A 21,315-nucleotide genomic window follows, 5' to 3' on the forward strand; every position below is an offset into this window, starting at 1 on the left:
ACCTATGAATGATTTCTCTGCCCTCCCGAAAACCCTGTCCGCAGCTCTGTCCCAAAAAGGCTATAGCAACTTGACGCCTGTACAAGAGGCTGTGTCAGATGAAGCGCTGGCAGGAAAAGATCTGCTTGTCTCTGCGCAAACCGGTTCCGGCAAGACCGTGGGCTTCGGGCTGGCGATGGCGGAAGAACTTCTCGACAAGCACGGCCGTTTTGACCGACCAGCAGCGCCTTTGGCCGTGGTCATCGCACCCACGCGCGAACTGGCTCTGCAAGTGCGGAGAGAATTCGACTGGCTGTTTGCCGAAGCCGGGATCGTTACTGCATCGGCTGTCGGTGGTATGGATGCGCGCACAGAGCGCAGGGCGCTTGAACGCGGCGCACATGTCGTAGTCGCCACACCTGGGCGGCTGCGCGATCATATCACACGTGGGGTGATCGACCTGAGCGATCTGCGGACCGTCGTCCTCGACGAAGCCGATGAAATGCTGGACATGGGGTTCGCCGAAGATCTTGAATACATCCTTGATCAAACGCCCGAAAACCGGCGCACCCTGATGTTCTCTGCCACTGTTCCACGAGGCATTGCCAGGCTTGCCCGGACCTACCAGAAAGAGGGTGCGCAGCGGATCAAGGTCGGAAGCGCAGATGTCCAGCATTCGGATATAACCTATAGTGCCTTGAACGTAGCTCCGTCGGATATTGAAAAAGCGATCATCAATTTGCTGTGTTATCACGACGTTCAAACCACGATTGTGTTCGCCAACACCCGGTCTATGGTGGCGCGCCTGACCGCGAAACTTTCCAATCGGGGGTTTTCTGTCGTCTCACTGTCAGGGGAACTCAGTCAGGCAGAGCGCACCAACGCGATGCAAGCCCTGCGTGACGGGCGCGCGCAGGTTTGCGTTGCGACCGACGTGGCCGCCCGCGGCATTGATCTTCCAGGGTTGGAGTTGGTGATCCATGCGGATCTGCCCTCAAATGCGGAAACTTTGTTGCATCGCTCTGGACGGACAGGCCGTGCCGGACGCAAGGGAACATCCATTCTGATCGTGCCGGCTCGGCAGCGTTCAAAGGCACAACGATTGCTGAAAACCGCCAAGCTGGAGGCCGAATGGGGCGCACCACCCTCAGCCGATGAGGTGTTTAAACGGGAAGAGGAACGCATCATTTCCAATCCCGCCCTGGATGAGCCGCCAAGTGCTGAGGAAACGGCTTTTGCCGAGCGGCTGCTCAGCGGAAGAACTCCCGAGCAGATCGCCGCAGCCTATATGCGCCTCTACCGAGAGCGCCACTCGGCACCCGAGATCCTTGGAACGGCACCAGAGTCTGGAAAACGCGACACTGATCGGCGCGCGGCGTTTGGGCCAAGCACATGGTTCTCACTTTCTTTGGGACGCAAACAGCGTGCGGAGCCGCGTTGGTTGCTGCCAATGCTGTGCCGCAACGCGGGTTTGTCCAAAGACGCTATCGGCGCAATCCGCGTTCAGTATCAAGAGACCTTTGTCGAGATCGCCAATGATGCTGTGCCCGCAATGAAACAAGAACTGGGCGCTGATCTCATCATAGAACAAGGTGCGACGTTGACCGAGCTGGTGGGCACCCCAGATTTCGATGCCTCGCCCAAAGGACCGCCTGCAGCCCCACAATCATCGGTCGAGCCCGCCAAATCCCGAGCGCTTGATTCAGGCAAACCGTGGAAAGCTGTGCCTGGCTCCGAACGTTCTGACCAAGATGTCCGGACTGCATCCGAGCGCCCTAAGAGCAAAGGAAAATCTGCGGCAGGTACGTCGAACAGACAAGCAAGCGAAGACAAGAAAAAACGGGACTCGGCTCCGCAAGCACGACCGACGCGTGAGCGCGGAAAGGCTAAACCACAGCCCGTCGCAATGGATAAGAAGCGACAAAAGCAAGATAAGAACGCTTCTGACACATCCAAATCTCTGAAAGCACAAAAGGCGCGTTTCAAGACCGACACCAAAGACTCGAAAGCGCCGCGTTCAAAAAGCAAAAACGGCAAGGGCGGAGAAGCAAGGCCTTTCCGCAAGCTTTCAAAGAGAAACTGAGCGCTCGGGCAAGAGACATTCATCACGGACACCGGTACAGTGGCGCATCGTCCTAGGCGGTCCTTAATCCTTCCACCCAATCCGCTTGAGGGCGAAGGACACGGACGGCCAAGAGCAGACATGGATCGCGTTCAAATGCGCATCGATGTTTCTTCGCAAGGCGGACTTTCATGTGTGTTATCAGGCTCTCTGGTGAATTTCATGTCGAGTTAGCTAAATGCCACAACAACGCAGTTCTCACTCGCGTCGTCAGGGAACTGGTGACCCGGTCTTCTCTGATCGTGGCGCTGTTTGGAACCAACAAGGACTCATCTTGCCCCGATGATGAGCACGCGTCGATCATCAATGCGATCGCGAGTGGTGACCCGCAATCTGCGGTAGACAGCATCCAACACCACCTTCTTCACGTTAAAAACAGCCTGGATCTGGAAAAAACCCAAAAGGTTGAACCTGATCTGGCTAAGATACTCACCGGACGCATGTAATTGGTTCTGTCGCAAACTCCGTCCGAACAGGATCGTTGAACTAAAAGGGCATTCTGGCCGGGCCTTTCTGAAAACGTGCCGCCGAAGGAATCCGAGCGATCCGTGCAATACGGTCGCTTCCCGGCACGCGACCAGCCCGTCACTAAGGACAATAACCTGTTCGTCATGGCAGGGCACCGCCAACAATCTGGGGCTGCTGAAAACTCGGCAGCCCCATCGTTTCGGAACAAGTTGGAAACGGCGTTACTTCCCGCGATAAACCAGCCAGTCCGGCAGAATTGCGAGCGCGCGGATCACCCAGGAAAACGGCGCCGGGAAATCCGTGCGGAAACGGCGCCTTGTCATGGCCTTCAACACACGGGTCGCGGCATCTTCGGGCGTCATCAACATGGGCATGCGGAATTTGTTTTTCAGGGTCAGGCGGGTCTTGATGAAACCGGGATTGACCAGTCGCACCAAAACTCCACTGTTTCTAAGATCAAATCGCATGGTTTCGGCAAGGCTGACCAATGCAGCCTTGCTGGCGCCATATCCGATCGCGGCGGGAAGACCGCGATACCCCGCCAGCGATCCGATCAGGGTAATGTCGCCCCGATCCTGCGCAACCATCCTCGGCACCACTTCGCCCAGGACACGCATCGCCCCGGTGAAATTGACATCCACCATGGTCAACGCGGTTTCGCTGTCCCACTCTGTTGTGCCCATGGGTTCGTAGGCGCCGACATTATAAATCACACCGTCCACATCACCCGCCGCCTGCGCCGCGCGACGCACGGAGTCGCCATCGGTCACGTCCAGCGCAAGCACGGTTGCACTGGTCAACTCGGCATTCAGGGTATTAAGTCGCTCGCGATTACGCGCCGACAAGATCAGGTGCGCACCTTCTGCGTCCAGTCGCTTCGCCAGGGCTCGCCCCAATCCTTCGCTAGCTCCGATGAGCCAATATGTCTTGTTTAGGAAATCGGTCATTTGCCGACGTCACCTAACGGCTGGCTTTCGCTTATAAGAGCCGCGGGCGCAGGGCGTTTCCGAAGAAACGGCGCGCGTTTCAGATACAGGATCGCCGCCTGCCAATGTATCAGCGCCAAAACCCGCACCGCACCCAAGGGTCGGCGGACGGCGGCCCAAAGGAGCGACCTGTTTGTTGCCGCACGCCGCTCTCCGGATAGCGTAGCCAGAACGCCCTGGTCTTCATTTTCAAAGGAAATGCGAATGTCGATCCGTGTGTCACTGAAGCCGAAATTGAACCGGTAGTGACCTGCAATTCTCTGAAACGGAGACACGTGCATGAGTTTCTCGGCAACCAGAGTGTCACTACGTGCGATCGGGCGAAATCCTTCGTGTGCGCAAAAATAGCAATGTCGCTGGCCGAAGGTGCTATTAACCTCGGCAACAAAGGCCCTCGGGGTGCCATCAACCAGCGCAATCCAAAAGCTGACCGGGTTGAAATGAAACCAAAGGAAGCTTGGCTGGGTCAGAAGCAAAAGTTGTGCGTCCTTGGTTCGAAACCCACGCTCTTGCAGAACCTGCTTGAACCACGCCAACCCGCGCCCGTCACCCCGTGTTCCGCCATGCTGACGATCCCACAGCGACCATAGATTGAACCGGTTTCGCGACAACAGCCAAGGCGCCTTAACACCAAGATCGGTCAACACAAAATCGACACCGTAGCTGAAGGTGTTCTTCAGCTTTCCGCGTCGGGCATGCAGGGTTTGGGCCTGAATATGTTCCAGCATCATGTGTCCTATACGCGGCTGCGCGGCTCATGGATCAGAACGCGTTGAAAACTATTCTCGTGCTTTTCTGATCCAATTTGACCGGCGCCGCGTAACAGCCTCATAACGTTGTAAAGATGAGGACGGCATGTTCGATCAGATTCACGGCCCAAGAAAGAAAATCGCAATTGTCGGCGGTGGTATATCGGGCCTCTCGTCCGCGTATTATCTGGCGCCCTACCATGACGTCACCCTGTTTGAAGCATCCCCGCGTCTAGGCGGGCATGCCCGAACCGTGATGGCGGGCAAGAACGGCGACCAACCGGTCGACACCGGTTTCATCGTGTTCAACTACGTAACCTATCCCTACCTGACGCGGCTGTTCCGTGATCTCGACGTTCCGGTGATCAAGAGCGTGATGAGTTTCGGCGCCAGCATCAATGATGGCTGGCTGGAATACGGTCTGAACAACGTGGGATCGATCACTGCGCAAAAACGTAACCTGCTGCGACCGCAGTTTTACAAGATGATTGCGGACATCATTCGCTTTGGAAAGCGTGCCGAGGCTGCCGCTACGGATGACAACAAGACCATTGGTGAACTGGTCGAGGAGCTGGGCCTCGGCGATTGGTTCCGCAACAACTACCTGATGCCGATGTGCGGAGCGATCTGGTCAACCCCGGTTGAAGATATAGACCAATTCCCGGCGAAATCGCTGGTACAATTCTTCCGCAACCACGCACTTTTAGCCGGCTCTGGCGAACATCAGTGGTGGACGGTGAAAGGTGGCAGCATCGAATATGTCCGCCGGTTGGAATCCGCGCTTCTGGCTCGCGGCTGTGTCATTCGCACCGATGCACCGGTTCGGCATGTCCAGCGCGACACGCATGAAGTGCGCATCTTTGCTGACAAGGGCCTATCGGCTTCTTTTGACGAGATCATCATGGCTTGCCATTCGGACCAGGCCCTCCAGATCTTGGGGCAAGACGCGACACACGCCGAAGCCGCCGCTCTTGGTAACATCCGCTATCAACCCAATACGGCTGTTCTGCATTGTGATGAAAATCAGATGCCCCGGCGGCGCGCCTGCTGGTCGAGCTGGGCGTACCGGTCGCAGGATGGCGACATCGGCCTCACTTATTGGATGAACAGGCTGCAGAATATCCCTGAATCCGATCCCCTGTTCGTCACCCTGAACCCGTCGACCGAGATCCCTCAGGACAAAGTTTATGACGTAGCGAACTTCGCCCACCCGATGTTTGACAAGGCAGCGCTCAAGGCACAGCGCGACATTCGGGAAATGCAGGGACGCAACCGGACATGGTTTGCCGGAGCATGGAACCGGCACGGGTTTCACGAGGACGGTATCGCCAGTGCAATGCGCGTCGTGCGCGCCCTGAATGAACGTCACCTAATCACAGGAATGGAAAATGCGCTTAATCAACAAGGCTCTGAAATCGAATTTTCTATCGACCTGCGAGCGACTGCATGACGGGCAGCTGATCCTGCGCACCCCCGAGGGCGAGCGCTACTGGCCCAGCTACTTTGCCATGCTCAAGCGCAGCTTGGCCGAGGGTGGGCGCGTGTTGATGCAAGCGATCACCGTCAAAGACAGCTTTTTTGACACATACAAGTCCTCGTCCGATTACATCCGCCAATACGTTTTCCCTGGCGGCATGCTGCTGTCGGACCGTGTTATCGAGGCCCAAGCCAGTAACGCTGGATTCGCAGCTTGCGACAGCTTTGCTTTCGGGCAGGATTATGCCCGAACCTGTCGGAACTGGGCCAATAACCTTACCGCGCAAAAGCGTCGCGTTTCGGAATTTGGATATGGCGAGAGCTTCTTCTGCAACTGGCAGTACTATCTCGAGATCTGTGCCGCGTCCTTTGCCGTGGGGCATACCAATGTCGTTCAAGTGGAGATGGCCCATGCGTAGTTTTGTCTTTGCTTTTGCCTTGCTCGCGTCGCCCACGGGTACGCAGGCGTCCGCAATCAAATCTGTGCTGCCCGATGCCGAAACGCGCGGCACGGCAACTTTTCGTTATATAGGCCTCCCGCTCTACGAAGCTCAGCTCTTCACCAAGTCCGGAGCACCTCTGGACTGGAGCAAGGATTTCGGGCTCGAGCTGAAATACCTCCGCAACCTGACAGAACTTGATCTGGTCGAAGCCACCATGCGCGAACTGAGCCGTACCGGGGCCACCCTGCCGGCGCGCGGCCAGTTGGAAATGTGTTTCAACGATGTACGCAAGGGTGACCGCTATGTCGCCATCTCCAAGGGGCCAAACCAAATCGGGTTCTGGCACAATGGAAAACGGGTTTGCACGCTAAGCCATCCTAGGATCAAGAACAGGTTCATGTCGATCTTTCTTGGCGAAAACACACGTTCGGAATCCTTCACCCGGAAACTGAAGGGCGAGTGATGCTTTACCCGCGTGTCAGCCTCTATGCGCTGATGCTGGCCGCGGCTGGCATTCCGCTTTACATCCACTTGCCGCGGTTTGCTTCGGTCGAGCTTGGCATCGGGCTGGGGGCAATTGGCACGATCCTGTTGGTCATCCGGCTGGTCGATCTTGTTCAGGACCCACTGATTGGCTGGGCAATCGACCGCTGGCCACGGGCACAAATCCTGTTTGCCAGCGCCGCGGCGCTTGGGCTGGCGATCGGCTTTCCATTGCTATTCACCGCTCAACCGGGGCCAAACGCGATGCCACGTCTGGTGGCAATCCTTGTTCTGCTCTTCTCGGCCTACAGTCTTGGCATGATCCTGCTCTATGGACGCAGCGCCACTCTGGCAGCCACACCGACGCCACGCTCTCTGATGACGCTGGCGGCGTTTCGTGAGGGTGGCATGCTGGCTGGCGTGGTGATTGCCGCCATTGCACCGGCTTTCCTTGTCACCCTTGGGGCCACCGGTCAGGGATACGAAGCGTTTGGCCTGTTTCTTGGAGCGCTGGCCCTTGTCGTTGCCGTGATCACCCTGCCGATCTGGCGTCGCGAACCCATCGAAGGCGACCGTATGTCCCTTGGTGCGCTACGCCAAACTGGCGCTCTGAGACTTCTCGTGTTGGCACTGGTCAACAGCCTACCTGTTGCCATTACCTCGACATTGTTTCTTTTTTTCGTGGAAGACCGCTTACAACTGCCGGGCAAAGCCGGCCCCTTGTTGATCCTGTTCTTTCTCAGCGCAGGTTTCAGCGTGCCGCTATGGGCCCGTCTGAGCCAAAGAATGGGCTCGAAGGCCACGCTGTTGGTCGCCATGCCCTTGGCAATCCTCGGCTTTGTCGGGGCCGCGTTCCTAACACCCGGCAGTCAGGTTGGCTTTGCGGTGATCTGCCTGGCATCCGGCGCCGCCCTGGGGGCCGATATGGTTATCCTTCCGGCTATGTTTTCGGTGGCGCTGACCCGGGCGGGTCTAAAGGCATCGTTAGCTTTTGGCATCTGGTCCTTTGCGGGCAAACTTGGCCTTGCTGTGGCCGCTTTCGCTGTTCTGCCCGTGCTGGAAAGCAGTGGCTTTAGACCCGGCGCGACAAACAGCACTGAGGCCCTGAATACATTGAACATCTCTTATGCCGTCCTTCCCTGCATCCTGAAACTCGGCGCCTTGGCGCTTGTCCTGGCGCTTCCTACGGAGAACCCAACCCAATGAAACTCCTTACTGCCCTGCTCATTCTTGCCGCTCTGGTCATGGCGGCAAAGTCCATGTTTCTCAGTTTTCGCGCACAAACCTCGTCAGACTATGCCGATACAAGCCCTGCCTTTTCGCTCAAAACCCACCTGAGCGGTGAAATCCTCTCCGAAGGTCTGATTTATGGCCCAACCGGAAAGATGACGAACAGCTTCGTTGCCAGAATGGTCGGTGAATGGGACGGCGACACTGGTACGCTGAGCGAAGAGTTCACCTATTCAAACGGCAAAAAGCAAAGTCGCAAATGGTTCCTGAAGCTCAGCGACGGCAACACGTTCACCGCCACCGCCGACGACATTGTCGGCGAGGCACGAGGAGTCGTTTCTGGGTCAACAATCAAGATGGAGTACCAGATCATTCTGCCGGAAGACGCGGGCGGTCACACGCTGACAGCAACCGACTGGCTTTACCTAACTGAAAACGGAGTCATCATGAACAAGTCCGAGATGCGCAAATTCGGCATCAAGGTGGCCGAGTTGATCGCGACCATGCGCCCGGACCACGAAGCACGACGCTGAACCGGGATGGGACCCGAACAGAAGGACCTGTCCTGATGAACAAAATCTACCCATTCTTGCGATGACAGTTGCACTGGCGTCTGTTGTGTTTGCGCCGTCGCCATTGATGACAAATGAATTCTCAGGCTACCGGCCCGAACAGTTTCCTGTCACCATGGACTTCTGGCCGGATCAACCCTCGGGGTGGGGCTTTGGCATCTGGGGTGTGATCTATATTGTCTGACGTCAGCGCGAATGGGACAGTTTAGGTTGATTTGATAAGAGAGGGTTTCTGGCACATCGTAACCACCAAGGAGTGGAGATGAGACAGACACCCGGACTCAAGCAGAGCCATGGCGAGATGGTCGTCAAGTCGCCGCCTATGCGCCAACAGGACAGCTTTGCGCTCAGGGACCTTGCCGTCGCCAGATGCGTAGAGCTCTGCAAAACATCGCATTTTCGTCAAAGGAACTCCTGTCGAGCGAAGTGACGCCAATAACTCCAACCAATCGACATCTGTCTTCTTGAACCTGCGTTTGCCATCCGAGCCGCGTTGGATGAAGGGCATAGCCCCGATTTCTCATGGAAGCGAATTGTCGAGATGCTGAGCCCGGTGAGTCCGGCAACTTCTGAAATCATCATACTATCAGACCCTTTCGCCCAGGCTCCTACAGTCCTGAAGCTACTTCAGGTCAAGCGTCTTTTATAGAGCTTCTCAGCAATCGGCTTTCGACGACAGTGCAGCATAGGATAAATAGGACTCTCAACTTCAATTAGATTGGTCGCCGCATGCCCTACTGCCAGATGGTAGCGCTCAGGCAAAAAGGCCAGTTGCAAACAAATCAGGCGTTCGCCCACTGCCCGCAATGGGTTTCTTTCAACGTGCCCTGTCCGGCGTGTCTTCCGGTTCACGTGCAATCAGGGCTTCGATCTGCTGCGTGACAGGTTCCGGCAACGCACCGTGCGAGAGAGCTTCCACAAGTCCTTCGATCTGTTCGACGGTGCGAGCGCCTGGAAGCCAGATCGTTTTCATCGGCACGAAGGGCGAATTGGACGGCGAATGGCTGTCCATCACGGCAGTTGGAGCATCATGGCTACCCTTGCCGCGTTTGGTGTGGCGCTGTTCAGCGCGCGCGATTTGCTGGCGGCCGCACGCAGCACGCGGTTGAATGCCGTCAACGCGGCCTCTCTGGTCACGCAACTCGCGCCCCGACAACATCTGCTGATCACGGGTGGCACCGGTTTCATCAGGCAACGTCTGGTCGAGGCCCTGGTTGCTGGTGGCCACCACGTCACCGTCCTGACCCGCAACCTGCAAAAGGCCGACGCATTGCCCCATCCGGTACGCCTGATCACCTCACTCGAGCAAATTGACAACACAGAGCGCTTTGACGCCATCGTCAATCTGGCAGGTGAGCTGGTGGCAAACGCGCATTGGACGCGTCGGAAACGCGCGCATCCTGCAGTCTCGGGTCGTGATGACGAAAGATTTCGTCGCACTGATCCGCAGGCTGGATCAAAAACCATCTTGCCTAATCACCGGTTCCGCCGTGGGCTGGTATGGGCCGCGGCAAGACGAGATCCTCACCGAAGACGACACCTACCACCCCGTCTTCATCCATGAGGTGTGCGACACATGGGAGCGCGCCGCTGCGCCAATCGTGGGTATGGGCATCCGGGTTGTGCAACTGCGTAGCGGTCTGGTGCTAGGGGTAGAAGGCGACATGCTGGCCCGAATGCTGACACCTTTCGAATTTGGTGCCGGTTGTCAGCTGGGGGATGGACAACAGTGGATGCCCCGAGGAACGCCGCGCCCGCCGCACAACGCCGGAACCCAGACGAATCCCAGTGTTGCGCGAGGCAAGGGTAGGACGTGTTACGGCTTGGCTTGCTTGTTGGTGCACAGACCCAGAAGCGCATAAATCGGGCAGAATTTCATGAAGGCCGTCAGCACAAACACAGCTCCAAGCCAACCCCAGGGGCCGATGGTGCCGGTCAGTGCCAGAAGGATCAGCACGCCACCGAGGATCAGGCGCAGAACCCGGTCGACAGAACCAACATTAGACGTGAATTGCATGGTCGAATCTCCTTGATTATCTGGTCCAAGATTCGCTGTTTTCCAAACCGTGTTATGTGACGAGGTCACACAACTCCCGCTCTGGCATGGTGGTGCAGGGCTGGGCGATCCTGCAGATAAATCACACCTCGCTCAAGCCTGACCCATCCCCGATGTTCAAAATCCTTGAGGATACGGGACATGACTTCGCGTGCGCTGCCCAGTTCGGCCGCAATGCGCTGGTGCGTGGTGCGGATATCGCCCGAATGTGCGCCTTGATCCAAAAGCCACTGCGCCAATTTCAGGTCCATCCGGTTAAGTAGAAGATCATCGATAACCTCGGACAGTTCAACAATGCGTTGTGAAAACGCCATGAAGACCGCACCTCGAAATTCTGCATCTGTGGCCAGCAACGTGTTGAACTTGTCCCGCCCGATGGCCAGCGCCGTCACCGGCCCCTCGGCATAACCGAACCCTGAATAGGGGATGTCCGACAACATGCACGAGGTCGTCATAACGCAACTGTCGTACGGGCCAACCCGATAAAGAACAACGGTCCGCCCTGACGGGCTGGTTTGTTCCACTCGGACGATGCCCGAACGAATGATCAAAAACACCTCACCGTAAGCGCCCGGTGCAAACAGTTGGTATCCGTCTGGTATGGCCAGACGACTTCCTTCGGACTTGAGCCGGTCGAGAATTGCCTGGCTCCAGTTCTGTTGGGTCACTGCTTTACCTCCGTATCACGCTCTCTTCCGGGTTTTTTGCCTTGGGACCCTCGCGGGCAAACCCAATAAATCTGTGACGAACCCATCTGCACAGGATCAATGTTGAAGATTCTGTCAATTCAAGCCTTGAATACCAACACCTCATGGGTCCGAAACGAGCTCCATTATCTTTTGGAAGGCTTCCCCATTCCTACGGGTTCCCCGGAACGACTGTCCCCGTTGCGTTTGAGTGCCGGAACGTCAAAGTCATCGCTGTCAGATGGGCGGAAGTCGAGATGACTCCTGAGAGCCGATTACCGGCCTAACAACTGGCGGGAAAATCGCCTCTCCAGCTCCGTCTGTGCAGTTCTCAAAGAAATCTGCGACAGAACCTTATTGTTTCAAGGATGAATAGCATTCTCAGGGCATCTTGAGATCATAGAAGTGTGCGGCGGTTTCTCTGAACACAGCCGATTGGGCCTCAGCCGGAACCAGATCACGGTAAGCCTGTACCAGCGATGTGTAATTGCCATAGAGTTTGTCGACCGGGAAATTCGAGCCAAACATGACCCTCTTTGGTCCGAATTGTTCAAGGCAAATCTCCACGATCGGGCGAATACTCTCAGGCGCCCAGTTGTGATCGAACATGCCCAGACCTGAGAGCTTGCATGAGACGTGCGGCAGATCGGACAGAGCGCGCAATCTTTGAGCCCAGCTTTTCAGGCCCGCCGGAGTGCGGTCATATGGTGATCCGGCATGGCATAGAGCGACTCGTGTATTCGAGGCTTGCGCGAGAACTCGGGTGGTTTTTCCGATCAAATCAGGAATGAGCTGCAGATCAAAGCTGACGTCACGCCGTCCAGCCTCATTCAGTCCGTCCAGAAACCGCGGATCGTCCAACAGGAAATTGGTTCCCGTCTGCGCGTCCTCTCCGGGTGCGCGCCCGACGATCTGGCGCACACCGCGTACAGTTGGAAGGGCCTGAAACGTATCAAGCTGGGCGTGTAGGTCAGCCGAGGTCAGGTCACAGAACACAACCTGCGCCATTGGCCAGTCTGGATTGGTTTCGGCGACAGCTTGAACCCACCGGGCTTCGTCCAGACCGTTTTTGGCCCCCACCTGGATATGGATCGAGGCACCGACTCCGCAGGGCGCGGCTTCGGACCGGAACTCGCGCAGTAGATAATTCCGTTGAATCGGCGTCGGGTCGCCAAAGAACCTTTCCACCCCGCGCGCCATCAGCCAGGGGTAGTTTACAGCTTCAAGGTCCCAAAGGTGGTGATGGGCATCGATCCAGCCGGTCATGTTCGCGGTACTTTCGACATGCGCCCCAAAATATCGACACCCTGTTGTTTCCAGAAGTGCAGCAGGTCAATGAAAACCCAGTTCTCGGCCAGCTTGTCACCCGCGCGACGATAGATGTCGATCACACGGAATTCACCGGCCTTGCCTGTGGCGGGCATACCCATGAACCCGCCGGTGGGCCGCGCCGTGAAATTCGGCCAGCCGAAAAAGCCGCCATAGTGACCCTCAGCCAAGCGGCAAATGTGCTTGGTCTTCGAGCGGTCCGTTAAGGATGCGCGGAACGGGCCTGAGTGCTGCTTTGCATAACGCTCAATCGTATAGGTCGCACCGATCCCTGCGGGCCCCCACCAAATCATGTCTTCGCTCCATGTCTGGCGCAATTCTTCCTCAAGGCTCAGGCCGCTGTTCCATTGGCCGAGATCGGAAATCATGGCATTGATCGTGTCGAGAGTTTTCTCGCCTTCTTCGGCAGGCTGCGGGCTGAACATCAACCCGTCATGCGTCATCGGTCCGGGTTGAACCAGATGGGCTGCAGTTTGAGGCGGGAAGGGCTGCAACCCGACCTGCATCATGAAATGCGGGATGTCGAAATACATCGCCGTTTCGGCGATCTTGCCATTCTCGATCTTGTTGAACTCACAATAGCGCAAAAACGCCATCTTGCCCGTGGGGGCGATGCCCAGCCACGCATTGTCGAACAGGCCCATCAGATGCCCCATTGAAACAACCCAGACCAAGGTGAATCCGTCCATCTCGTTTTTTCCGGCCATGAACACGTCCATCCGGCGCTGCATTTTCCTTAGACTTTGCTTCAGGGGACGCCAGAATGCCTGTGCTACGTCATGGGTGCCCCGAAGCTCATCAAACGGGTGGAAACCGCGCCACAGGTAGTCTTCTGTGCAGAACTCAGACAACGTGTTGGCGATATCCGATTCTTTTACGCTGCTGAGCGCCGTGTAGTAATCCAAGATGATCGATTTTTGGATTTCATAGGACATTATTATTTTCTTTCAGTTCTTTAGTCGCTGCCAAGGGGCGAATTGCGAGGAAGATGAAGTCGGCTTTTGCACACGCATGCAAAAAAAGCTTGCCAGATGTTTCTTTTGTTGTCTATGGTTTTGCAAGCGTATGCACTACGAGTGCAGCAGGGAGGACAGAATGGCCGAAATTCAACTTCGCAATGTTGGAAAGCGTTGGGGATCGTTTGTCGGAGTTGACAATTTTGACCTGACAATAGCCGACAAGGAATTTCTGGTACTTCTTGGGCCGTCAGGTTGCGGAAAGACCACGACAATGCGCATGATTGCTGGCCTCGAGGACGCATCTGAGGGTGACATCCTGATAGACGGCGCCCGAGTAAATGACATGGAGCCCAAAGACCGAGACGTTGCAATGGTGTTCCAGTCATACGCCCTGTACCCCAACATGAACGTTTACGAGAATATTCGCTTCCCGCTTAAAGTTCGCGGTATTGACCCTGCTACCCATGACGAAAAAGTGCGGCGCGCTTCGGCCATGGTTGAGTTGGATGACTTCCTGCACCGCAAGCCAGCGGAATTGTCTGGTGGTCAGCGTCAGAGGGTTGCCTTGGCTCGTGCCATAGTGCGCGAGCCGAACGTGTTCCTTATGGACGAGCCACTATCCAACCTTGACGCAAAACTGCGCGTTTCCACCCGCGCACAGATCAAGAACCTCAGCCACGAATTGGCGGTCACCACGATCTATGTCACCCACGACCAGATCGAGGCTATGACACTGGCTGATCGGGTGGTGATCATGAAACAGGGTGTCGTGCAACAGGTCGGTACTCCGGTCGATATATATGACACCCCCGCCAACACCTTTGTCGCCAGCTTTATCGGCAACCCGGCAATGAACCTTGTCGATGGCGAGGTTCAGGGTGGCGTGTTTCGCGCCAAAAGCACTGAGGTACACGGGTTGAACGCGCCCGACGGTCCTATCACGCTGGGGTTTCGCGCCGAGGACGCCAATGTTGTGGAAAGCGGCGGCGAGATCAATGCACCGATCTATACACAAGAGCTGTTGGGCGACAGCACCATGGTCTCGGTTCGGATCGGTGGTGCGCTGGTCTCGGTCAAGGCCGACAAAACCTATCGGGCCGAAATCGACGATCAGGTCTCGATTCATATCCATACCGACCACTGCCATCTGTTTGATGCGCAAACTGGGGCTCGCCTGGAAGGCTGAGAACCGCAAACGACACCCGTTGGGACGGGGTAACCAGGGTGCAGACTTCGAAGATGCACCCATCCATCTAGGGAGGAATATTGATGTTTCTGAAGAATATTGCATTGGCCGGCTCGGTAGCCGCCTTTGCCGCAAGCGCAGGATATGCCTGCGAAATCGGCGCACGTGTCAACATAGTCGGTAATGAATTTGCGGCCATCCAGGCCGTCGCAGCCGGAGCAAAGGAATGCACCGGAGCGCCGGTAGAATCCAACCTGACATCCGAGCACCAGACCATCAACGTGGCTGGCCTGTCAGGCAATCCGTCGGAATACACAACCGCAATCATCGCCAATAGTTCGGTTGTGGCACTGATGAACGAAGACGTTATTCGTCCGCTCAATGATCTGGTGGAAAAATATGGCCAGGACCTGCAGCCTGGGCAGCTGATCAAGATTGGCGACAACATCATGGCCGTCGCCTTTATGGCGAACGCGCAGCATCTGATGTATCGCAAGGATGTTCTGGAACAGGCTGGCGTCGAAGTGCCGACCACCTATGAGGAAATGCTCGAGGTGGCCGAGGCCATTCGTGCGCAGGGCATCATGCAAAACCCGGTTGGTGGAGCCTATGCATCGGGTTGGAACCTGGCGCAGGAATTCAACAATATGTTCCTTGGCTATGGCGGCAGCCATTTTAAACCCGGTACGGCGGAACCCAACGTGAATTCTGAGGCCGGTGTCAACACCCTGAACATGATGAAGGCTTTGTCGGAATACATGAATCCCGACTTCCTGACGCATGACTCTAATGCCACCAATGCCGAATACCGCGCTGGCAACGTTGCGATCATGAATATGTGGGGCTCGCGCGCATCGCAGCAAACCACTACCGAAGGTGTGCTACAGGAGGTGATCGATGGCCATGCGATTGGCGCTCCGCTGACGGTTGGCGGCGGCACCACACCAGCGACGACCCTGTGGTGGGACGGTTGGACTGTCGGAAAAAACATTCCGGATGAAGAAGCTGAGGCCACGTTCATTGCTATGAAGCACGGCATCCGCCCGGACATGCTGAATGATGAAACCACGCCTCTGGCAGTCTGGCTTATCGAAGGTTACCAGCCTGGTAAAGATGCCCAAGGTGTGTTTGCGGCAGCCAAGATGGGTACACTGCCCTATCCGATGTTGCCTTACATGGGCTTGATGCACACGGCGCTCGGCAACGAACTTGCGGACTTCATGCAAGGTAAGGAATCAGCCGAGCAGGCATTGGCCGATGTCGAGGCTGCTTATCGGGCTGCCGCCATCGAGCAAGGTTACCTTCAATAAGATGTGCCTTGTGCGGGCGTTCTTGAACGGCGTCCGCACAAACACACCGATGAGAGGATTGCAACGTGCGCCATAAGACATTCCTTTGGTTCTTCTTGCCCACAGGTCTTGCGATGTTGTTGTTCATCGCCATGCCTATTGTCTCGGTGGTGACCCAATCGATTTTCGCCCCGCACCCGGCCGTTCTGTTGGAGGTTGAGAACTGCACCCCGCTTATCGGATGCACAACCGAGACCACTGTTGATCAAGCGGCCACTGCGGCCCTTCGCGCCGAGCAACCTCTGGGCCGGTTTGTGGGATTGGACATTTACTTTAATCGAGGCCATCTGGCGACACAGGAGTTTGGTCAAGTCTGGGCCTCGAGTGACAATTGGGGCGAGTTTTTCTCGGAGCTCGGGAATTTGCCCTTTTATCGGGCAATGGCGTTTACGCTGACCTTCGTAGCTGTCGTGACACCGCTCACAATTGTATTGGGGCTGTTGATTGCGTTGGCGGTCAACTCCTTGCACCGGCAACTCAAGGGTCTGATGATCTTTTTCTCTCTTCTGCCCATGATTGTGACCCCGCTGATCGGTTCGCTCATCCTGTTTTGGATGATTGACAGTCGCGGGGTGATCGGAAACGCCCTCGTATATCTGGCCGGAGATCCGAATTTCAGCCTAAAAGCCTCAACAGGGCTGATGTGGGTAGCACTGATGGTCTATGGTGTTTGGCACGCCGCTCCTTTTGCCTTTGTCGTGTTCTATGCTGGTCTGCAAACCTTGCCCCAAGACCAGATCGAGGCTGCCCAGATCGACGGGGCTACGCGCTGGCAACAGGTCAAATTTGTGGTTGTTCCCCACCTCATGCCTCTGGTCACATTTGTTGCGCTGATCCAGTTGATGGATAACTTCAAGGTGTTTGAACCTATCATCGGCTTCAGCGCACAAGCGCATGCGCAATCACTCAGCACCTTCATCTTTTACGATCTCGGTGGCGAGACTCGGCAACTGTCTTCCGCTGCCGCTACCTCTGTGATGACGATAATCGGGGTCGCCATTCTTCTGTCGCCCGTGCTTGTCCGCACCTGGCGCGATTTCAAAGGAGCGAGATAATATGGCCAGCCGCGCACAAAGAATGCCTACAAGCCTTCGGATCGCCTCGTCCCTGTTTGTGCTCCTTTGGTTTATCCTGGCCGCCTTTCCGTTCCTTTGGACGGTTTGGGGATCGTTCAAGGTCGAGCTGGATTTCTTCTCGATCGCTGACTGGACCAACGCCCTGACCGGCGCCCGAACCGAAGCGGTTTATGGCTCGCCGTTCACCACCACCGGATATGAGGGCGCATGGATTCAGGAAGAGTTCTGGCGCAATGTTCTGAACACCGGGATCGTGTGTTTCTTTGTAGTTACCATCTCGCTGACCATCGGAACGTTAGGGGGTTACGCCCTTTCGCGGTCAACCTATAGCTACACATTTTGGCTTTTGATCACGGCGTTGATTTTCCGTGCAATGCCGCCAATCACTCTGGTCTCAGGATATCTTCTGCCCTTCTTTGAATGGAATGTTTGGGGGATTCTTCCGACCACCATTATCGTGCTGGTGGCAATCAACCAGCCGTTCACCCTGTGGATGCTGCATTCCTTCTTCAAGAACATCCCGAGCGAGTTGGATGAAAGTGCCAAGGTCGACGGATGCAACCAGTTTCAGGCTTTCCGACGCGTGATCATTCCGGTGATGTGGCCGGGTGTCATTACCACCGGGCTGTTCTCCTTCCTGTTGGCCTATAACGATTTTGCTGTGGGCGCGATGCTGCTGTCCGAAAGCAACCGCACCATGGTGCCTGCCATCGCCGCCTTCCTCGGTACAACACAGACTGAGGGCAACGTGATGTTTGCTGTTGCGGCGGTGGTTTCAGCCACAGTTCCACTGTTCCTCCTGGTGATGTTCTTCCAGCGTCAGATCGTGGGCGGCCTGACCGCCGGGGCTGTGAAAGGCTGACACAAATGGGGCGCACTCATCCTCAGTCCGTATCTGCCCACGCGCACGCAGCCAGCCTGAACTTGGCTGCGCGCCGGGCCCGTCGGCCGGGACGAATTCCATTTGCTTTGATGCGCGCAGGTCCTCGTGCCAGCACACCGTCACAGCGAATAGGAACACGTTCTAAAAAGGAAAGCGCCATGAACAAGCGCGCAAATCGCCCAGCGATGGGTATTGCTACCGGAACCACGTTTGAAAACAAACAGCTTTATCGTCAGTTTCTCGAAAGCTTTGATAAGGGCCTCGGCGAGACCATGGAGACGGCCGCCAGCGAGATTTTCGCCGCAACGGCCACTACCGAAGCGAGCCATCCGATCAATGCAGCCCCCGATGGCAACGGCTACGTCAGCTCTGTCATCTTTGCGATATCAGAGGCGTTCGAGGGGCTCACCCGTCAGAACTATGTGGTCACGGGTGGCGAATACCTGGGAAGCGAGTGGGTCACCTCAACCGGGTATTTCCATGGTCATTTCACGCGACCGCTTTGTGGTATTCCACCCAGTGGCAAACTGGCATTTCTGCGGTTTGGTGAGTTCCACCGAATGGAAGATGGCAAGATCGTCGAATCCTATGTCTTCCTCGGCTTTGCAGAACTGATCATCGCACTCGGCCTCTGGCCTTTGAACCTACAGGGCTATGAAGGTGTCGTGCCGGGTCCGGCAACTCATGACGGCATCGTCATTGGGCCATCAGACCCAGCGCAGTCACGCGCCACAGCAGATCTGGTCGAGGACATGCTAATACAGCTGACGACCGAAGACCAAAGCTGGCGACCTTATTGGGATGACCGAATGGTGTGGTACGGTCCCGGCGGGCTAGGCTCTTATGCGACTGTGGATGCGTTTGCCGGCTTCCAGTCCCCTTTCGAAAACACGTTCGAGGGCTGGGGCGACGGCACGGATGCAGGCGTCACCGGCGTTGGTTCGAATTGCAAGGCCGGGGATGGCGACTATGCGTTCCTGTGCGGCTGGCCGCAGATCACCGGCGTCCACGTCAAACCCTTCCTGGACCTGGAGCCAACGGGAAAACGCGTTTTTATGCGTGACTGCGACTGGTGGCGCTGCGCAGACGGCAAGATCATCGAGAACTGGTGCATGCTCGATATTCCACATCTGCTGTTGCAACTGGGTTACGACCTTTTTGCCGAAATTTCTGAACAGACCCAATGAGCTGTTCTGCCAGACATAACGCCATTGCGCGCCACCCGGCGCTCAACCGGATGCCAAGGGATTTTCTGACAGCAGGCTGACCTTCCCAGTCGACACAGAAAACCCCTTGGTAACCATAAAAGGAAAAAACACATGAAGGGCTCCCGCCCCGAACAGGCCGTGCTGACCAAAGACACGGACATGAGCAAGACAACCGAAACCCGCGCCGTGATCGAGGGCATGGTCGATGGTTTGAATGATCACCGCATCGACGATATCGGCGAATTCTTCGCCGAAGGGTTCCGCTGGATCGGCAACCAGGGCTGCGGCACCAAAACTGGGCTCAAGGAGTTTCAGAACAACTGGCAGCGCCCGTTCCAGGCAGCATTTTCTGATAAGACCTGCATCGACGAGGCCCGACTTTACATGGGCGAGTGGGCTGCCGCTTTTGGCCGACAGGAGGCGACTCATTCGGGCGAGTTCTTGGGCATCGCTCCGACGGGAAAGCGGGTCGAGATCCGTTACATGGATTTCTGGAAAGTCGTCGATGGCAAGATCATCGACAATTGGGTGAATGTCGACTTCGCCCATGTCGCCACGCAGCTTGGCGTTGATCTGTTCAATGGCGAAGGCTGGGAAGCATTTGACCGGGGAGAAAAAACTCCACCCCGGCCTGAAAACTGAGGATAGAGACAATGGCTATTGAATACCTGAAACGCGGCAAACCAGAAGCTGACCGAGCAGAAGACGATGCCAAAACCCGAGCTGTTGTCGAGGCAACGCTGGCGGATATCGAAACCCGCGGCGATACCGCTGTGCGTGAGCTGTCAGAGAAGTTCGACAATTACTCGCCGGAATGCTTCCGTCTAAGCCAGGATCAGATCGACGAATTGATCAACTCGCTGACTGAACGCGAACTGGCCGATATCAAATTCGCGCAGAAGCAGGTGACGAACTTTGCGCAGGCACAACGCGACTCGATGCTGGATATCGAGGTTGAAACTCTGCCAGGAGTGATTTTGGGTCACAAGAACATCCCTGTGCAGTCGGTTGGCTGCTACGTGCCGGGCGGCAAGTTCCCGATGGTGGCATCGGCGCATATGTCGGTCGCAACAGCAAAGGTTGCGGGTGTTCCGCGCATCATCGCATGTACCCCGCCGTTTCAGGGCAAACCCAATGCGGCCGTAATCGCAGCGATGCATCTGGGCGGTGCCCACGAGATCTACGTGATGGGTGGGATCCAGGCCATCGGCGCCATGGCGATCGGGACTGAGACCATTGATCCGGTTCACATGCTGGTTGGCCCCGGCAACGCCTTTGTGGCCGAAGCCAAGCGCCAGCTGTTTGGCCGCGTCGGTATCGATCTTTTCGCGGGTCCGACCGAGACGATGGTCATCGCCGATGAAACTGCTGCAGATGCCGAGCTTTGTGCGACCGATTTGCTGGGACAGGCCGAGCATGGCTATAACAGCCCCTGCGTTCTCGTCACCAACTCGCACAAGCTGGCCCAAGAAACACTGAGCGAGATCGACCGTATCCTCGGAATCCTGCCCACCGCAGGTACCGCCAAAGTCAGCTGGGAAGAATATGGCGAGGTCATCGTCTGCGACACCTATGACGAGATGCTGCAAATGGCCGAAGACATTGCCTCCGAGCACGTTCAGGTCATGACCGACCGCGACGACTGGTTTTTGGAAAACATGACCTGTTATGGCGCGCTGTTCCTGGGGCCGCGCACCAATGTGGCCAACGGCGACAAGGTGATCGGAACCAATCATACACTGCCGACCAAGAAGGCCGGGCGCTATACAGGCGGGCTCTGGGTCGGCAAATTCATGAAAACCCACAGCTATCAGAAAGTCGTCACTGATGAGGCCGCGGCGATGATCGGCGAATACGGCTCGCGCCTGTGCATGCTGGAAGGCTTTGTCGGCCATGCCGAACAATGCAACATCCGCCTCCGGCGTTACGGGGGCATCAACGTGCCCTATGGTGAAGGCGCACCATATCCCGAGACGGCGGAGGCGTCCTCGTAAGCGGGACGATTCTTTCGCCCGGAATCGACCGGGGCGCAACAGAATTTTTTGAATAAGAAGTTAACACGATGCGAGATTTCG

22 protein-coding genes and 1 pseudogene are annotated in these 21,315 nt (G+C 56.4%); 15 read left to right on the forward strand and 8 right to left on the reverse strand.

What is annotated here, in order from left to right; translation table 11 throughout:
- Positions 1-70: 70 nt before the first annotated feature.
- Entirely contained in the window at positions 71-2,062 is a 1,992-nt protein-coding gene (locus tag AC2FLU_RS14015) for a DEAD/DEAH box helicase (RefSeq protein ID WP_496812015.1), read from the forward strand.
- A gap of 170 nt (positions 2,063-2,232) precedes the next feature.
- Positions 2,233-2,547, forward strand: a complete 315-nt coding sequence (locus AC2FLU_RS14020; RefSeq protein WP_480520751.1) for an FCD domain-containing protein — start codon at positions 2,233-2,235, stop codon at positions 2,545-2,547.
- Between the two features lie 243 nt (positions 2,548-2,790).
- Here AC2FLU_RS14020 and AC2FLU_RS14025 read toward each other — a convergent pair whose 3' ends face one another.
- Both AC2FLU_RS14025 and AC2FLU_RS14030 read right to left on the reverse strand, forming a co-directional pair.
- Positions 2,791-3,516 (reverse strand): SDR family NAD(P)-dependent oxidoreductase, encoded by a 726-nt coding sequence (locus tag AC2FLU_RS14025; protein WP_480623371.1) that lies wholly within the window; start codon positions 3,514-3,516, stop codon positions 2,791-2,793.
- Entirely contained in the window at positions 3,513-4,283 is a 771-nt protein-coding gene (locus AC2FLU_RS14030) for a DUF1365 domain-containing protein (protein WP_480520755.1), read from the reverse strand. Before AC2FLU_RS14030 ends, AC2FLU_RS14025 begins: the two co-directional genes overlap by 4 nt.
- A 127-nt stretch (positions 4,284-4,410) precedes the next feature.
- Between AC2FLU_RS14030 and AC2FLU_RS14035 the strand changes: the two genes are divergently transcribed.
- The 5 genes and pseudogenes from AC2FLU_RS14035 to AC2FLU_RS14055 all read left to right on the forward strand — a co-directional run bounded on the left by AC2FLU_RS14035 (position 4,411) and on the right by AC2FLU_RS14055 (position 8,469).
- Complete coding sequence (locus AC2FLU_RS14035; RefSeq protein WP_480555757.1) at positions 4,411-5,754, forward strand: NAD(P)/FAD-dependent oxidoreductase; 1,344 nt, start codon at positions 4,411-4,413, stop codon at positions 5,752-5,754.
- 28 nt (positions 5,755-5,782) lie between these two features.
- A pseudogene (locus tag AC2FLU_RS14040) lies at positions 5,783-6,199 on the forward strand (class I SAM-dependent methyltransferase); the annotation flags it as partial.
- Complete coding sequence (locus AC2FLU_RS14045) at positions 6,192-6,686, forward strand: hypothetical protein (protein WP_480520759.1); 495 nt, start codon at positions 6,192-6,194, stop codon at positions 6,684-6,686. The pseudogene AC2FLU_RS14040 and the gene AC2FLU_RS14045, both read left to right, overlap by 8 nt.
- Positions 6,686-7,912, forward strand: a complete 1,227-nt coding sequence (locus AC2FLU_RS14050; protein WP_480520761.1) for an MFS transporter — start codon at positions 6,686-6,688, stop codon at positions 7,910-7,912. The genes AC2FLU_RS14045 and AC2FLU_RS14050 overlap by 1 nt, the downstream gene beginning before the upstream one ends.
- On the forward strand, positions 7,909-8,469 hold the full coding sequence (locus AC2FLU_RS14055; RefSeq protein WP_480520763.1) for a DUF3833 domain-containing protein: 561 nt from the start codon (positions 7,909-7,911) through the stop codon (positions 8,467-8,469). Before AC2FLU_RS14050 ends, AC2FLU_RS14055 begins: the two co-directional genes overlap by 4 nt.
- A gap of 441 nt (positions 8,470-8,910) precedes the next feature.
- On the opposite strand, the gene AC2FLU_RS14060 is transcribed toward AC2FLU_RS14055, so the two are convergent.
- Both AC2FLU_RS14060 and AC2FLU_RS14065 read right to left on the reverse strand, forming a co-directional pair.
- Positions 8,911-9,090 carry a MerR family transcriptional regulator gene (locus AC2FLU_RS14060; protein ID WP_496812016.1) on the reverse strand — a complete coding sequence of 60 codons (180 nt, stop codon included), beginning with the start codon at positions 9,088-9,090 and terminating at the stop codon, positions 8,911-8,913.
- A gap of 235 nt (positions 9,091-9,325) precedes the next feature.
- Positions 9,326-9,787, reverse strand: a complete 462-nt coding sequence (locus AC2FLU_RS14065; RefSeq protein WP_480607624.1) for a hypothetical protein — start codon at positions 9,785-9,787, stop codon at positions 9,326-9,328.
- Between AC2FLU_RS14065 and AC2FLU_RS14070 the strand changes: the two genes are divergently transcribed.
- Positions 9,719-10,072 carry a hypothetical protein gene (locus tag AC2FLU_RS14070; RefSeq protein ID WP_480612350.1) on the forward strand — a complete coding sequence of 118 codons (354 nt, stop codon included), beginning with the start codon at positions 9,719-9,721 and terminating at the stop codon, positions 10,070-10,072. The genes AC2FLU_RS14065 and AC2FLU_RS14070 overlap by 69 nt on opposite strands.
- A gap of 252 nt (positions 10,073-10,324) precedes the next feature.
- On the opposite strand, the gene AC2FLU_RS14075 is transcribed toward AC2FLU_RS14070, so the two are convergent.
- The 4 genes from AC2FLU_RS14075 to AC2FLU_RS14090 form a co-directional block, all read right to left on the reverse strand.
- Positions 10,325-10,525, reverse strand: a complete 201-nt coding sequence (locus AC2FLU_RS14075) for a YgaP family membrane protein (RefSeq protein ID WP_480520765.1) — start codon at positions 10,523-10,525, stop codon at positions 10,325-10,327.
- 65 nt (positions 10,526-10,590) lie between these two features.
- On the reverse strand, positions 10,591-11,232 hold the full coding sequence (locus AC2FLU_RS14080; protein WP_496716468.1) for a Crp/Fnr family transcriptional regulator: 642 nt from the start codon (positions 11,230-11,232) through the stop codon (positions 10,591-10,593).
- A 399-nt stretch (positions 11,233-11,631) separates the two neighbouring features.
- Positions 11,632-12,516, reverse strand: a complete 885-nt coding sequence (locus AC2FLU_RS14085) for an amidohydrolase family protein (protein ID WP_496812017.1) — start codon at positions 12,514-12,516, stop codon at positions 11,632-11,634.
- Positions 12,513-13,514, reverse strand: a complete 1,002-nt coding sequence (locus tag AC2FLU_RS14090; RefSeq protein WP_496808236.1) for a nuclear transport factor 2 family protein — start codon at positions 13,512-13,514, stop codon at positions 12,513-12,515. The genes AC2FLU_RS14085 and AC2FLU_RS14090 overlap by 4 nt, the downstream gene beginning before the upstream one ends.
- 160 nt (positions 13,515-13,674) lie before the next feature.
- Here AC2FLU_RS14090 and AC2FLU_RS14095 point away from each other — a divergent pair, with 160 nt between their 5' ends.
- The 7 genes from AC2FLU_RS14095 to hisD all read left to right on the forward strand — a co-directional run bounded on the left by AC2FLU_RS14095 (position 13,675) and on the right by hisD (position 21,234).
- Positions 13,675-14,724, forward strand: coding sequence for an ABC transporter ATP-binding protein (locus AC2FLU_RS14095; protein ID WP_480484721.1), 1,050 nt, complete (start codon positions 13,675-13,677; stop codon positions 14,722-14,724).
- 83 nt (positions 14,725-14,807) lie between these two features.
- Entirely contained in the window at positions 14,808-16,034 is a 1,227-nt protein-coding gene (locus tag AC2FLU_RS14100; RefSeq protein WP_496808235.1) for an ABC transporter substrate-binding protein, read from the forward strand.
- A gap of 65 nt (positions 16,035-16,099) precedes the next feature.
- Positions 16,100-17,128 carry a carbohydrate ABC transporter permease gene (locus AC2FLU_RS14105; RefSeq protein WP_496808234.1) on the forward strand — a complete coding sequence of 343 codons (1,029 nt, stop codon included), beginning with the start codon at positions 16,100-16,102 and terminating at the stop codon, positions 17,126-17,128.
- Position 17,129: 1 nt separating this feature from the next.
- Positions 17,130-18,011 (forward strand): carbohydrate ABC transporter permease, encoded by an 882-nt coding sequence (locus AC2FLU_RS14110; protein ID WP_496808233.1) that lies wholly within the window; start codon positions 17,130-17,132, stop codon positions 18,009-18,011.
- A 179-nt stretch (positions 18,012-18,190) separates the two neighbouring features.
- Complete coding sequence (locus tag AC2FLU_RS14115; RefSeq protein WP_496808232.1) at positions 18,191-19,219, forward strand: ester cyclase; 1,029 nt, start codon at positions 18,191-18,193, stop codon at positions 19,217-19,219.
- A gap of 132 nt (positions 19,220-19,351) precedes the next feature.
- Positions 19,352-19,882, forward strand: a complete 531-nt coding sequence (locus tag AC2FLU_RS14120; RefSeq protein ID WP_496808231.1) for an ester cyclase — start codon at positions 19,352-19,354, stop codon at positions 19,880-19,882.
- An 11-nt stretch (positions 19,883-19,893) separates the two neighbouring features.
- On the forward strand, positions 19,894-21,234 hold the full coding sequence (gene hisD / locus AC2FLU_RS14125; protein WP_496808230.1) for a histidinol dehydrogenase: 1,341 nt from the start codon (positions 19,894-19,896) through the stop codon (positions 21,232-21,234).
- The last annotated feature ends 81 nt before the right edge of the window (positions 21,235-21,315 follow it).

It is taken from the genome of Ruegeria sp. SAZD013 (genome assembly GCF_059612525.1).

What these genes read in the sequence shown, in the direction of transcription:
- AC2FLU_RS14020 (WP_480520751.1), top strand. Translation starts at nt 2,233, where the DNA reads ATGTGTGTTATCAGGCTCTCTGGTGAATTTCATGTCGAGTTAGCTAAA.
- AC2FLU_RS14025 (WP_480623371.1), bottom strand. Translation starts at nt 3,516, where the DNA reads ATGACCGATTTCCTAAACAAGACATATTGGCTCATCGGAGCTAGCGAA.
- AC2FLU_RS14030 (WP_480520755.1), bottom strand. Translation starts at nt 4,283, where the DNA reads ATGCTGGAACATATTCAGGCCCAAACCCTGCATGCCCGACGCGGAAAG.
- AC2FLU_RS14035 (WP_480555757.1), top strand. Translation starts at nt 4,411, where the DNA reads ATGTTCGATCAGATTCACGGCCCAAGAAAGAAAATCGCAATTGTCGGC.
- AC2FLU_RS14045 (WP_480520759.1), top strand. Translation starts at nt 6,192, where the DNA reads ATGCGTAGTTTTGTCTTTGCTTTTGCCTTGCTCGCGTCGCCCACGGGT.
- AC2FLU_RS14050 (WP_480520761.1), top strand. Translation starts at nt 6,686, where the DNA reads ATGCTTTACCCGCGTGTCAGCCTCTATGCGCTGATGCTGGCCGCGGCT.
- AC2FLU_RS14055 (WP_480520763.1), top strand. Translation starts at nt 7,909, where the DNA reads ATGAAACTCCTTACTGCCCTGCTCATTCTTGCCGCTCTGGTCATGGCG.
- AC2FLU_RS14060 (WP_496812016.1), bottom strand. Translation starts at nt 9,090, where the DNA reads ATGATGATTTCAGAAGTTGCCGGACTCACCGGGCTCAGCATCTCGACA.
- AC2FLU_RS14065 (WP_480607624.1), bottom strand. Translation starts at nt 9,787, where the DNA reads ATGGGGCAATGCGTCGGCCTTTTGCAGGTTGCGGGTCAGGACGGTGAC.
- AC2FLU_RS14075 (WP_480520765.1), bottom strand. Translation starts at nt 10,525, where the DNA reads ATGCAATTCACGTCTAATGTTGGTTCTGTCGACCGGGTTCTGCGCCTG.
- AC2FLU_RS14085 (WP_496812017.1), bottom strand. Translation starts at nt 12,516, where the DNA reads ATGACCGGCTGGATCGATGCCCATCACCACCTTTGGGACCTTGAAGCT.
- AC2FLU_RS14090 (WP_496808236.1), bottom strand. Translation starts at nt 13,514, where the DNA reads ATGTCCTATGAAATCCAAAAATCGATCATCTTGGATTACTACACGGCG.
- AC2FLU_RS14095 (WP_480484721.1), top strand. Translation starts at nt 13,675, where the DNA reads ATGGCCGAAATTCAACTTCGCAATGTTGGAAAGCGTTGGGGATCGTTT.
- AC2FLU_RS14100 (WP_496808235.1), top strand. Translation starts at nt 14,808, where the DNA reads ATGTTTCTGAAGAATATTGCATTGGCCGGCTCGGTAGCCGCCTTTGCC.
- AC2FLU_RS14110 (WP_496808233.1), top strand. Translation starts at nt 17,130, where the DNA reads ATGGCCAGCCGCGCACAAAGAATGCCTACAAGCCTTCGGATCGCCTCG.
- AC2FLU_RS14115 (WP_496808232.1), top strand. Translation starts at nt 18,191, where the DNA reads ATGAACAAGCGCGCAAATCGCCCAGCGATGGGTATTGCTACCGGAACC.
- AC2FLU_RS14120 (WP_496808231.1), top strand. Translation starts at nt 19,352, where the DNA reads ATGAAGGGCTCCCGCCCCGAACAGGCCGTGCTGACCAAAGACACGGAC.
- hisD (WP_496808230.1), top strand. Translation starts at nt 19,894, where the DNA reads ATGGCTATTGAATACCTGAAACGCGGCAAACCAGAAGCTGACCGAGCA.